Consider the following 13,935-nt stretch of genomic DNA (forward strand, 5'->3'; position numbering starts at 1 on the left):
AGTAATGAGAAAAAATTGGTATAAACTGATCATAAGTTTTGGATTGATTTGTATGGGCGTTCTAATTTTTGAAGTCCAAGTAAATGCAGCAAGTTTTGATTCCATGAAAGATCATGTTTTAAATGGCACGGGTGAACTGATGCATCCTAATCTCTACAGAGAGATGACGAAAGAGGAAAAAGAAGACTTTAAAGATGATCCAAATGCGCCAACTCAGATCAACCGAGCAATGACAGAAAAAGAAGTGAATGAGTATATTTATTATGTAGAGAAATATCAAAAAGAAAATGATACGTCTGAGGTACCTTATGAAGCGTATGATTATGTTCAATATATTGCTGAAAAAATGGATAAAGACCAGTCATTAGAAATTACCAATGATCTTAGAGAAGAGGCTGAAAAGTTTGCTAATAAACAGCATCAAAAAGGAGAAAATCAAAATAGTAGCTCTGAGAGCTCTGAAATAAGAAGTGTAGTAGTTGTTTTGGAAAAATTTATGGCGATTCAGTTGTTTATCTAAGATATATCCCAATGATATTGAATGGCTTTTTTGTAGCAATCGTCCTCGATAGAGTATAGGCAGTTGAACATTGTGAGAGTGTAACTATGATAAGGATTTTAGATGTTTAATAGAATTTCTCTTTCCTGTTTTGTATAATAAAGTGTCAATGCAAAAAACATTGAGTAAAGAATAAGTGTAAAAAATACCTATACAAATAAAATAAGAAAACTTTTAGAATCAATGAAAAAAGCTTTACAACTTTGGTGTATTTTCATAAACTTGAACAATAGTAAAAGGGGAGGCTTCTCCAATTATTCTAATTACAGGTATTCTAACAATTTTTAGTCTATTAGCCGTTTGGATCATTTTCGATTTGATTGGCTATCATAAGCAATAGTATACAACGAAATATAGTTAAAAGTGATTACATGCTACTGCATAGTGATCACTTTTTTTGTGTAAAGTATCCAAGTAAAACAGTTGAGATCTGACATAACCTTGTTGAGTCAGATCTAACATAAAAAAAAACATTTAATGTGATTTTCATTGGCTAACCACTCTTTATATAATTTCCAATAAATGTCAAACCATGCTTATAGATAAAAATATTATTCTAATAAGCATATTTTTTTGATTAATATTTACATTTAGTTTAACTAATGTTATTTTATATTATGTACAACGCTTACAAATAATAAAAATATGGAGGTTAGTTAATTGAAAAAAATGTTAGGTCTAGTATTAGGTACTTTAATTGCAGTAGGATTTGTAGCACCAACAGTATCTTTAGCAAGTGAACAATCGGTACCTCAATCGAGAGTGGAGGTATCTACAGCTGATAACTCACAAGGTACTTTTGAAAATTTTAAGAGTTTCGTAGACAGTAAGATCAGTTTTGATGGGAAGAAATTTGTTCTTAATGATCCAGAGGAAATTAAAGAAGTCTTAATTAACAATGAAAGTCAAATCAGCTTAGAAATTGGTTCAGAATTTTCAGGTGCAGAGTATTTCAACTATATTACACAAAATATTGAAGATATGAATGCCAAGTTAGCAGGTGGAAGTTTTCACGTAACTGCTGACAATGGAATTGGGAAAAATACTTTAGCAGTGAGAAAACCGGCCCCCGAAAAACCATATCAATTAACTTCTCATTGGTGGGGGATAAAATTTCAATCATTTGGACCAAAAGGAACCATAGATTTGAAAACTATGTTTTTAAATAGTACTTTAGTTCAAGGTGCTGTAGTTGCTATTCTAGCCTTTACTCCGGCAGCAGTATTATCAGTGTTTCCTATTATATCAGGAGCATATGATGGAATGATTGCAAATTCAATACAAGGTGAAATAGATAAGGGGACAGATAAAAAAGGTATATCAGTAGATATAAATAACTGGGTACCAACATATTCTGTATATCCAAACTAATTATGAAAACGAATAAAATTGTGAGTTTTATGCTTTTTATAGCAGCATTAATATTTTTATACATGTATGTATACGTAAATTCATTCTTTACATTCCTATTTGTTTCCATGATATATTTTTTTGTTTCAATTTATTTATTTCGAAAAAAAGATTGAAGAATTTAAAGTAGACTGAGTGGAAGTGAAAGAAATGGATAGTTTGATAACCTTGTCTCTTTTGATTTTAGTAGTATTTCTTATGTACTCATATTTTTATGTAGGGCACGAAATTCAATTTCTATTATGTGCGATATTTCTTTTTGTTGTTTGTGGTTATCGTATAGTAAGAAAACACTTGAAATGAAATCATATTAATAGCTGTTGGAGTTAGACGTACTTTGTTTATAAAAACTAAGATACTTAATAATCAGGAGCAATCAAAATGAAATTCAAAAAAGTAATTCCAGAAGTAATTATCTTTTTAGTTCTGTTATATGCTATTTATAGTTACTTATGTATTGGAAAAAGTTGGCAACTTTTATTTAGTATAGTAATGTTTTCAATTTTACTAATAGTCTTGATAACAAGACTTATTAAAAATAGATAGCAAAGACCTAATTATTTAATTATTTACACTACAAGGAATATCAGTAATTTGGAGATGAAAGAAGAGTATGAGGAAACTTGAAAGATTCATTCCAGTAGGTATATATTCACTAGTTCTTATATACCTTCTTAGTGATTATGTAAGTGGAAATAGGAATTGGAACTCTATATTTGGTATCATAGTGTTTTCAATATTAGTAATGGTTTGTATAGTTAGACTTACTAAAAAAGAAATAGTCAAAAAGGACGGGTGAAGATGTCCCCAATGTATAATTGGTTGACACTATTATTTTTTATGGTTGCATTGTTTTTCCTATACTCCTATCTATTTGTAGGTCATGCAATACAATCATTGATTAGTGCAGTGATTCTTTTATTAGCTTGTGTTTATCGTTTAATTAAGCGATATCAAAATAATTAAAAATTAATGGAAATTGATAAATAAGGGCATAGAGAACTTGAAATTCCAATGCAAAGGAATATGAGATCTCTATGCCCCTATTTTATAAACTAGGCTTTTCTAAATTAAGTTCATATAAGAAGGAGAATTAATATGAAAATTCAAAAATGGGCAAACAATTTTTTTGTTCTATGTGTGTTTATTCTAGGGACTAGCACTATTATTATGCATAATGAGGTTGCTGAAGCTGATTTTGTTCCACCTGAAATAGAGACAGTTATGATTCCTGAGTATAATCAGCCACTAAAGCAAGTTTTTACCTTGCAACCTACACCGTTATCAGTAGTTAATGTATTAAATTTTGTGGAAGGATCAACGACTAGGCAGGCAAGTCAATTACTTAAATATGTTTATCCTAAGTATAGTGATGCTCAATTAAAATCTGTAACGGCAAATCTGGAACAATCAAATAGTTTTTTGAATAGTCAGGGATATAAAACCAAAATTAATCCTGGACAATTAGATATGTCTTTATTGAAGGAGGAGCTTTCAAACCGACGTCCAGTTATTGCGTATTTATCAGCAAATGGTGACTATTGGATAGAACAAGAATCGTCTATAATTATCTATGGCTATCAAAAGGTGACTTTTCCAGGGAGACCTTCTCAAGTAGTGTATATGTATCAAAGTGTGAACCATGGAAATGGGGCTATATATGGTGGTAATGAGAATACAATACCATTATTAATTAAAGAAAGCCAAATAGATCCGTCTGCAAATGTTACCTACAGCTGGATTTCAACACTATACGGGTTTACAAAATAAAAGCGAGGAGTTGAAAAAATGAAACTAATGAAAAAAATTGGGTTGGTGGCAGCATTTTCATGTACTATTTTTCTAGGAACTTTTTCCTTAAAAACAGAAGCAGCTTCATTATATGTTGAATTAACTGAGATTCCAAAGGAGGCAACAGAACTCGCTTCTCAATCATGGGAAGAGTACTTATCGAATATGATTTATTCTGAAGATAAAAATATTTCAGACTATTACCTAGGAACACCCTTTACTATTAGCTATTCCAAAAATATTAAGTATAATTTCCCAATTATCAATAACAAAGAGAAACGTATTGAATATACGTTGCAGATGGATCAATCAGATTACCAAAATCGAGAGACATACATTCTTTCAAAAGCTTTGGCAGCAAAGCTAGAAGAACTTAGTACAGGAATTGTGACTAACAAGGATCAAGCTATTTTTCTAGAAGGAGAAAATCAAAATATCTTTTATACGTATCAAGATACAATTAACTCACTATTGATCACTGGTGAGAAAGATACTATTGATAAAAAAATACTTCCTTCAACACGTTCTGTTTATGATATTACAGAAAAAATTGCGTTTCCGAAAACTCGAAAAGCTAGATTATCAACAGAAATTGATAGTAATATATTGCCGTGGACTGTATATGAAACTCAAACAGATAAACCTTGGTGTCAATATTATACGTATGCTGCGGTCATAAATAATCAAGCTGGAAAAGAAATTACTTCAGCAAAAAAAATTATTGATGGCACATATCCGCAAGCAACAGATGAGCAGAAAGAAGATACTAGTTGGATTATTAGTAATAGTGTGAATGAATCAATGAACTATGTAAATAAAACGTTTGATAAAGACCTAAAAAGAACTCCAGGTCTATTATCATTTGATAAAGTAAAAGCTGAAATAGATAATCATAGGCCTGTTATTACAAATTTGAAATCTGATACAACAGAAGCTCATTCAATTGTTCAAATGGGCTATACAGCAGTACAGGGAAATCCCTCCCTTAAACCATTCTATCATTATTGGAATCCTTGGTGGGAAGATACATTCGTTGTTTCCAGTAATTCACCTTACATTTTTTTAGGAGAAGATAAATATGAGTGGTATTATACAATGTATAATTTTCAAGAAATGAAACCGGCAGTATCATATTCGTCTTTTGTACAAGATAAAAGATGGCTACCGACGGTAGAAAATGGGCAGCTTTCAGGAACAACTGGTTTAGGTCTAAGGGTTGAAGCTATTAAGATTAATGTATCCGGATTAGCAAGTGGTATTTCGGGCGGAATAGCATATAGTACTCATGTTCAAGATATTGGTTGGCAGCCAGAGGTATCAAACGGACAAATGGCAGGAACCAATGGTAAAAAGTTACGAGTTGAGGCGATAAAGATTAGGCTTACTGGAGATCTTTCAAAAAAATATTCAGTTCAATACAGAACCCATGTTCAAGATATTGGTTGGACTGCGTATTCTAAAGATAATCAAATGTCTGGAACTAGTGGAAAAAAACTTCGAATAGAAGCACTTGAAATAAAACTTGTCAAAAAATAAAATTTGATATCTTAAGGCTTTGAAGGTATGAGTATATTCTTATACCTTCTTTTTGTTTGTTCAATAGAGTTGTTCAAAATAAAGATTCAGGATAGAGAATTTCTCTATCCTATTTTGTGTGTTAAAGCATCTATACCAAAAACATTGGTTTTTGGCATAGCAAAAAGGAGGGGAAACATCATGAAAAAATTCAGGGTGTTTTCTTTAACTCAAAAACATTAATTGAAGACAGAATATCAGGTGGAGTAATACTTTCATCATCTTAGACTGTGTCAAAAAAAGAAGAATAGTCTCTTTGATAGTCTCAATTTTTTTGTATAAAAATTGATGAGTTGTAAAAAAAGTCAAGAGTCAAAAAGTAAACTTCACTCAAAAGCTAATGAAAGAATCTTGATAAAATTTTTTGATACTATATTTACAAGGTCAGATACTTAATTAATTTCATGGTAGAAAGGAAGGGAATAGATGAGGAAATATAGTTTATTGATATATGGATTACTACTAGTACTCTTTTTAGGAATAACTAACACCGTATATGCAACACCGCCTTCAACGCTGTCTTATACAGCAACAATGATACCAGCCAAAAATCAAATCGATGAAAAAAAGTCGTATTTTGATTTATTAGTTACTCCAGGAGAAGAGCAACAAGTAGCCATTAAACTTAATAATGCAAGTGACAAGATGATTAAACTAAAAGTTAGTCCAAACACGGCTAAAACTACGTCAAATGGAACTGTTGACTATTCCGGAATGGAATTAGAGAATACACCTAACTTAATAGCATCGTTTGAAGAGATTACCTCTAAGGAACAAATTGTTGAACTGGCTGGAAATTCTGAAAAGGTTGTTACTTTTACTATTAAAATACCAAAAAAGCCATTTGAAGGAATTATTTTGGGCGGTTTCTATATTCAAGAAATTGATGAGGAAGAAACTGTAAGTTCAAAGGAAGGAATACATATAGCGAATCAATTTTCAATGATTATTGGATGTCAAATGCGAATGTCAGAAGAGAGTGTTAAGAAAAATTTTTCTTTGGAAAAAATATATCTTGATAATTATGGAGGATACTTTACAGTTGTTACCGATATTCATAATAATGCGTCGCAATTGATTTCGTTCTATTCCTTACTTGGGGAAATACAAAATGATCAAGGAGAAACGATTCACAAATTTAGGAAAGATACCTTTTCTATGGCACCTAATAGTATTTTCAGCTTACCAGAACGGATAGATAATTCTAAGCTTGACCCTGGCGAGTATGTTATGAAAATAGATATACATTCTCGTGGAGAAGAACAATGGAAATTACAAAAAAAGTTCACAATTCAATCAGATGCAAAGGATAAAGTATTAGAAAAAAGTATTGATCGTAAAAAAACGCAAATAAATTGGTTATTGCTAACAATAGTATTGATAATAAGTATCACTGTTTTACTTATCTTAATACAATTGAAAAAGCATAAAAACTAGTTTTTTTGAATAAATATTTTTTGATTTAGGAGGACAATGATATGAAAAAAATGATATTGACATCATTACTTATAAGTTGTGTATTTGTAGGTAGTGAACAGGTGATGGCAGTAGAGTCAGTAACGACAGAAGGGACGGCAACTCTTGAAGCGTTAGAAGAAGGAGAAGCAGGATCTGTAGCTCCTATACTTCCAGATCCAGACAATTCTGGCGGCACTGGGCAAACAGGATTATTGACAATTGACGCTGTTCCACAATTTGATTTTAAAGGGGAAGGATTGTCAGGTACATTCACTGATACATTGACAGCTAGCCAGTCAGCAGCAAATTATACCCGTAATGCGCAAGTTACTGATCGAAGAGGGACAGGAGAAGGTTGGAGTTTAGGCTTGAATATTTCACCATTTAAAAGTAATGGTACAGCTCTTAGAGGAATGACTATGTCTATACCAGTCTCAGTTAGCCCTGTGAATGGGAATGCCTCAAATGCTCCCAGCATAGTAAACAATATACAAGGTATTGTTGACACAACTAATGGTCTCGATGCAGGTCCGATTGTAGTTGCTGAGTCAGGTGAGGGACTAGGAACTTGGGTCACAGAATTTCAAAATGCAGAAGTTACAATAAGTGATGGAAATGTTGCTGGAGCCTATCACAGTACGTTTACATGGTCATTATCAGCATTACCAGTTGGCGAATAGGAACTAAGGAGCAGAAGAGACATAACAAGTATTAAAACTAAGGAGATGGAGGATGAAAATGTTGAAACGTATGTTACTGGGAATCCTATTGTCAATACCTTTTTTTTCATGGGGATTTCAGTCTGAAGCATCTACCAATATTCCTGATAGAGTTTCACTTGATGGGATATTTACGTCCGATGTAGGTGTTTCAGGTAATTCTGCTACTGTAGTTGATGATACAGCAATCATCACTAATGGTTCTGCTAATCAAGTTGGAGCATTATGGAGTACACCAGAGAATTTGTTAGACTTTACACAGGATTTTAATATGGTTTCATATGTAAATCAAGGAGCTGCAGCTGCAGCTTCTGGTGATGGATTAGTATTTCTGTTAAAAAGTGCTGGTAATACCTTTACTTCGTCTGGTGCTGCAATGGGTGCTCTGGGAGAGAACAGATATCAAGGTGCTCTGGGCATACCTAATTCGATTGGGATTGAATTCGATTTATATGGTAATAAAGCTTCTGCAGATGGCTTTTTTGATAATGGAATTACTGGTCCATTTAATAATAATCACATAGCAGTCGTATATCCAGGAACCTCGACGGGGTATACGGATAACTTTAATATATTTGGTTCTACACGTTATGTTAACCATCATTCATTAATCACAAATGTAAATTTAGCGAGTGGAAATTGGACAAGGTTAGAATTGAATTGGAAGGCGAATGAACAAGATTATACAAAAGGAATATTGACTTTTAAAATAAATGATCAGGAACCTATACAAATTAGCCCAGAATATTTAAATTCTCAAATATTTCAAAATGGATTAAGCTCAGAAGCTTTTTGGGGATTTACAGGTTCAACTGGACCAACCTATAAAGCAGACCAGCGAGTGATTTTTGAAAGAGTTCCTGGTTTAGTAAATGCAGACACATCCATTAGAATGTTTGATGGAAATGGACAAGAAATCCTTGAAAACGGGACAGTCAATGGTGGTTCTGAAGTGACAATTGCTATTGAAGCTGAATGGCTGAGTGGTAAACAGAATTGGACAGACATTGATTTAACTACAATTATTCCAAATGGAATGAATTTGGTTGAGAATACGACTAAAGTCAATGATGAAATAATCGAAGATAGTCTTATTTGGGCAGACAACAGCTTAAACATTCCATCAGGGATTATTCCTAATTTAGGAGAACACAATAATAATCCAACAAACAAAGCTTCTATTACATTTAAAGCAAAGATTATTAACGATGATTTTTACTCACAGAGTATAACTAGTAGGTTGGCTGGACGAAATGCAGTTTATGAATCAGTTCCTTTCAATTTTAATGTAGCCGATGTCACTATTGAAGCAAAAATTCTTTCTCATCAAAATGATGAAGTTATCCTTGACAACGATATCGATTCTTTTTTAGTAGAGTTTGGCTGGACCAATGAGAATAGTCTGTTGTTAACCCACTCTATACAACTGGAGCAAAATGGACAGTTTGAGCTGATCAAAGAATTTGAAGGGACAGAGATAGAAGTAAGTGGTAGTTTTACATATGATATATTTGAAAGTTTTCTTCAACTACCTTATGGCCAATTTAACCTTCATTACAATGTGACAAATCAAGAAACAGGAGCAACTTCTTCGGCCAAAATCGCATTATACAAACAGAATGCACCAACAGTATCTATTTCGCCTTTAGAAAACCAGTCAATCTTTACTGTTGGAGAAAGGATACCTTTAAACGTATCGATTTCAGATCGTGATAGTGAATCAATTAGGCTTTTCGGAAAACTATCGAATAATGAATTGATTGATTTTGGTATATATCAGCTGTCACAGTTAGAAGAAAAAGATGTAGCATTGGAGGTTGATACATCAAATTTAGAGTTTGGGAAATATACTTTTGAACTTTGGGGTGTAGATGCTGAAGAAAATGAATCGGATATTGCTAGATTGAATGATCTATTTATTCAAGGTACATTATCAATTACATCATTTCCCTCTTCTTTTAATAGTGGTCCTATTAAAATTGGAGGTGGTGATGTAAAGGTGGAAGATATGAGTCCTGTCACTGTTTTGGATCAACGTCTATTTAATGAAGAATGGAAATTACAAGTGAATTTAGTAGGTTCAAACTTTGTTAATAAAAATAATGTAACAAGTCAAAATTATTTTGCGCATGACTCTTTTTTATACTATAAAATCAATGGAGAAAAATTTTCGATAACAACTACTCCCACTGATATTTTACAGAGTAAAGAGGATGCAGATGGTGAGTACACTTTGGATCAGGAGGGAGAAAATGGATTCTATATTAACCCAACTAATTCAATGATTCAAGGAACTTATGAGGGAACCCTTAATTGGAACTTGATTTCAGCACCCATATAGGGGACTGGGACATAACTCTACGAGTTACAACCCAGTCCCTTTAAAAACAAATAAACGGTGGAAGCAGAAGTAACTTCTTCGAAAATAAGCTGAACACTTTTGTCGTATCCTCCTATATGTGATTTTGGATCCAAGAAGTATAGAAGTTTTTGATTTTGGCTAGTTGTTCTTCTGTAGGAAAGACAGAACAACAGAGAACATTGCTATATTTTTTCGCAAGAAGAGGTTGATTAGTTAATATTAAATCATATGTTTTGAAGTTTTGTCGGATAATGGAGCTCTGTTTTTCATAGAGCACTGTTATTGATAATTTTTCTGAAAAATGTTCTTTGAGGAATTGTTTCATCCAATAATTATGATCTATATCTGTATAAAAATAGATACCAACATTCATTTTAGGATTGAACTTGTATAAAGCTTTCTGAAGCTCAATCCAGTTCAATAGTAAGTAATACACAAATTCATGAGCTTTTTCTAAATGTGTATATGACAAAAGTTCATTTACTTTATTCTTTATTGAGTTGAAAAAAGAAGGATAATAGTCTGTCATGGCATTTAAAAAAAATTTGTATCTTGAAAAAAGAACAAATTCCATACCGTAGGTAAGGGTTGTAAAATTATATAAAGTTAATAAAAGATTATCGTAATTTGTACATTGAATACCTAATGTATCACAGAGATAATCAATCAGCTCATTTAATTGTTTCACAATCATAGATTTGTTTTTATCATAGTGAGTTGCTGCAATTAGCTCATTATAAGTAAGCATATAATTGTCATTGTTGATTAGTAATTCTATTCTAAAAATTAAATCGTAAGTTAAGTCAACATTAAATGCTCGTTTGAAAGGAATTTTTAAAGGTAAAAATTCCTTAAAAAATAATAACTCTTGGTCAGAGGATTCAAATCGATGAATCTGTTTAGATCGAAGTAAAGTACTATATACATAGAAATTAAATTTATCAGCGTCTAAAAGGTTTAGTGGTACAGGATGTGATGAAAGGGAAAATATCTTAAAAAGCTCTGAAAGTATGTCTAATTGGTCTTTTAGAAGCATTTGCTCAGAAGTCAGATAGTATTCTTTCAAAAAATAAGTAGTAAAAGTAATGATACTGCTCTCATCACCGACAAACTTAACTGGAGAAGTACTTATTTCAAAATGGTAATCAGGTTGCAGATGAGAATTGATTCGTCGAATCAGTCTTCTTAGAGTAGATTCACTAATGAACAGTTCTGTAGAAAGTGATTCTAGTGAATCGAAAGAGCCAGTTATCAATTTGTGAAGTAATGAGAACTCGGGGCTATTTTTTAGAAAACAAGAGTAAATATACTCTATGTTGGTATCATTAGGGAAAAAAATCATATATTCATTATTTGGTGCTTTAGTTATTTTGCAAGGAGATATCATTTCATTAATATCTGAAATGTCTTTCAACAAAGTGACAGTATTATAACCTAGCTCATTTTCTATACGTTTTAAACTATTGGAACGGTAAACAAATAAATAGTCTATTAAACTTAAACGTCTTTGCAAAGATTTAGATAAAATGTTACGCATATAGTAGATTCCTCCTGTAAGCCTATTCTACAAATCTATATTAAGTATACATAATAATGGAATTATTTGAAACTATGTGTGATTTTTTATTTAAAAAAAGCATAAAAATTTTATAAAATAAATTACCTAATGTTGTTTTTATTATAGTGAAAATGGCTAATATAATAGACTATAAGATTTTTTGTGTCAAAAATTATTTTTTTTCATATATTTTTTGACGCAAAAACATTTGGTAATTATATTATTATGATTATATTAAGAAAACAAAAATAAAGGAGATGAAGATCATCAAATCGTTTAGATAGATATTTGATTTTTAGAGGGTGTTGAAAGATTGATTCTTAACAAAGAAAACATATTAAATCTTTTAGAAAAGAAAGATAAAATTTTGTGTCACATTATAGAATATATCAGCAAATCAACAACCTCTGAATTGACCTATGAGGAGTTGGTTACTGTAGCTGATTTATCACCAATTACTATGAGCGAGGTAATAAAAGAATTGAGTGATGAGATTGATCAGCTTGGAACTAAAGAATATTTGGAAGTAAATGTACTTGGCAAGAATATTTACTATTTTAAAAAAGGAAAGAATTTTTCTTTAGATTTATTTTTCAGCAAAATGATAAAAAAGAGTACGTATTTCCAGATACTTCAGGATTTGTTTTATGGAAAAACAATAACCACAGAAAAATATACCCAAGAATTTTTTATAAGTAATTCATCGTTAGCCAGGAAATTCAGACACTTAAGGACATTTATTCAAAAGTTAGGGATGAAAATAATTAAGAGTAATGGTGTGTATTACTTAGATGGGAATGAAGAACGAATACGTTATTTCTACTATCTACTCTTTCGTGCCAGTCGAAGTTTTCCAAAGGACGGAGTAATAGTATCGAAGATAAGCGAGTCATTCAAAATGTTATACCCTAAAATGACTCAAAATTCTATAGATTCTTTTATTCTATACTTTAGTATTAGTAAACTGAGAGCATCAAAAGGCTATTTAGTTGAATCAAATAGTGGAGATTTTTTGATTATGAATAGATTAATTTCAAAAGAAAAATTCACAACTATGATACGTAAGTATTACTTGACAATGTTGTCAGAAGAGGATTTGGATAGAGAACTAGCTAGCCTATTTTTTTTTATAAGTACAAATAATTTACTCGACATGGAGACAGTATCAAATGTCTCTGCCTATTTAACACCTAGTACAATCAAGGATCAAGCTTTTGAAATGGCAAATCTAATTGTTTATCATATGGGCCACTTTATAGACATAGAGTTTCATCCGGATGAATACTTTTATCTAATTGCTAATTTGTACTTGGTTTTGAAAAAACAGGCACTCTTTTTTATTTCTGCAGACTTGGAATACAGCTTAACAGTAGAATCGCTAAAGTTAAATGAACTTTACTCTAAGTTTATAGAGTATTTTGAAATGAATACTCAAAAAGAGATTCCTTTGGGAATAGGAACGTTGCAGGTACTGTTTAATGAAGTGTTAAAAAAGAAGGGAAGGACACTAAAATTACTAGTTTACAGTAAATTTGGAGACAGAAACAAAGAAATTATAGAAGAAAAGCTTGCACAATTGATATTTTATCCTATTCTCTTCATTCAATCGTTCGTTGAACAGCCTGATATCATTGTAACAGATTATTATCTGGAAGGCATTAGTAATGCTGTTGTCTATATTATTGAGGATTATTCAGTACTTGGAGATATAGGACGGATTGCTCAAAGTATTAACACTAACTATTTCAATATTGAAAAGGAGAATGATTCGAATGAGGATAGGAATCATTAGTTTGTCAGAAAATTCTGATTTTAAAAAAATAGAGAATTATACTAATAAAGAGGTTGAATTTATACATGTAACTTTAAAAAATCTAGAAGAACTGCCTATAGAACAAACAGAGATAATCTATGTATATGATAAAGACAAATTGGATATTCGTGAGTATTGTGACTGCATTTTGAAAATCAGGAAAAAGAAAATGATTCCAATAATATTCATGATCAACTCTGTATCTAAGATAGACCGCTTAATTTTATTAAAAATGGGAGTGACTGCTTTTGTGGATTTGGATTATGATGTAGAGGAGCTTGTACTTACCGCAGAAAATAATTTAAATTTAAAATTGAATTTTGAGAGTGAGGAAAAAGAACTAGGAGAAATTTCATTTCAACTAGATGAGGGGAATCGAAGTGTACTTCTAAATGAAGAAGTCGAAGTTGGATTAACAAAAATCGAATACAAGTTGCTTTCTACAATCTATTCTGACAAAGCTACTGTTTTTAGCTATGAAAAACTGTTTAATGAGATATGGAATTGTGAATCGAAGAAAAGAAATGTGGATTTAAAAGATATGAAAACGAAAGTCGCAAATGTGGTCTTTCATTTACGAACAAAGTTCAAATTAGCCGGAGTAAGTCATGAATATATCCAGACAGTTCGTTCTAGAGGGTATAGATTTTATATGACCGCTTGAATTGTGAATTGCTTAATTTATATACT

Annotated in this window: 10 protein-coding genes; 9 read left to right on the forward strand and 1 reads right to left on the reverse strand. The window is 31.5% G+C overall.

Annotated features, from left to right (window positions below; genetic code table 11):
• Positions 1-4 precede the first annotated feature (4 nt).
• The 7 genes from A5889_RS09800 to A5889_RS09830 all read left to right on the forward strand — a co-directional run bounded on the left by A5889_RS09800 (position 5) and on the right by A5889_RS09830 (position 9,853).
• A complete protein-coding gene (locus A5889_RS09800) occupies positions 5-520 on the forward strand; it encodes a hypothetical protein (RefSeq protein WP_087641719.1) in 516 nt (171 codons plus the stop codon).
• A 699-nt stretch (positions 521-1,219) separates the two neighbouring features.
• A complete protein-coding gene (locus A5889_RS09805) occupies positions 1,220-1,930 on the forward strand; it encodes a hypothetical protein (RefSeq protein ID WP_207114608.1) in 711 nt (236 codons plus the stop codon).
• Between the two features lie 1,137 nt (positions 1,931-3,067).
• Positions 3,068-3,739: a hypothetical protein gene (locus tag A5889_RS09810; protein WP_087641722.1), complete on the forward strand. Its 672-nt coding sequence runs from the start codon at positions 3,068-3,070 to the stop codon at positions 3,737-3,739.
• A gap of 18 nt (positions 3,740-3,757) precedes the next feature.
• Positions 3,758-5,296: a C47 family peptidase gene (locus A5889_RS09815; protein ID WP_207114607.1), complete on the forward strand. Its 1,539-nt coding sequence runs from the start codon at positions 3,758-3,760 to the stop codon at positions 5,294-5,296.
• A 465-nt stretch (positions 5,297-5,761) separates the two neighbouring features.
• The gene (locus A5889_RS09820) at positions 5,762-6,772 is read left to right on the forward strand and encodes a DUF916 domain-containing protein (protein ID WP_087641723.1); all 1,011 of its coding nucleotides are present in this window, start codon (positions 5,762-5,764) and stop codon (positions 6,770-6,772) included.
• A 41-nt stretch (positions 6,773-6,813) separates the two neighbouring features.
• Positions 6,814-7,473, forward strand: coding sequence for a WxL domain-containing protein (locus A5889_RS09825; protein ID WP_087641724.1), 660 nt, complete (start codon positions 6,814-6,816; stop codon positions 7,471-7,473).
• 52 nt (positions 7,474-7,525) lie between these two features.
• Entirely contained in the window at positions 7,526-9,853 is a 2,328-nt protein-coding gene (locus A5889_RS09830) for an L-type lectin-domain containing protein (protein ID WP_087641725.1), read from the forward strand.
• 112 nt (positions 9,854-9,965) lie between these two features.
• Here the strand turns inward: A5889_RS09830 and A5889_RS09835 are convergent, their stop codons facing one another.
• Complete coding sequence (locus A5889_RS09835; RefSeq protein ID WP_207114606.1) at positions 9,966-11,411, reverse strand: helix-turn-helix domain-containing protein; 1,446 nt, start codon at positions 11,409-11,411, stop codon at positions 9,966-9,968.
• A gap of 334 nt (positions 11,412-11,745) precedes the next feature.
• Here A5889_RS09835 and A5889_RS09840 point away from each other — a divergent pair, with 334 nt between their 5' ends.
• Both A5889_RS09840 and A5889_RS09845 read left to right on the forward strand, forming a co-directional pair.
• Positions 11,746-13,224, forward strand: a complete 1,479-nt coding sequence (locus A5889_RS09840) for a helix-turn-helix domain-containing protein (protein WP_087641726.1) — start codon at positions 11,746-11,748, stop codon at positions 13,222-13,224.
• The gene (locus A5889_RS09845; RefSeq protein ID WP_176372870.1) at positions 13,205-13,909 is read left to right on the forward strand and encodes a winged helix-turn-helix domain-containing protein; all 705 of its coding nucleotides are present in this window, start codon (positions 13,205-13,207) and stop codon (positions 13,907-13,909) included. Before A5889_RS09840 ends, A5889_RS09845 begins: the two co-directional genes overlap by 20 nt.
• Positions 13,910-13,935 lie beyond the last annotated feature (26 nt).

Source organism: Enterococcus sp. 9D6_DIV0238 (genome assembly GCF_002174455.2).
Lineage (GTDB): Bacteria > Bacillota > Bacilli > Lactobacillales > Enterococcaceae > Enterococcus_L > Enterococcus_L dunnyi.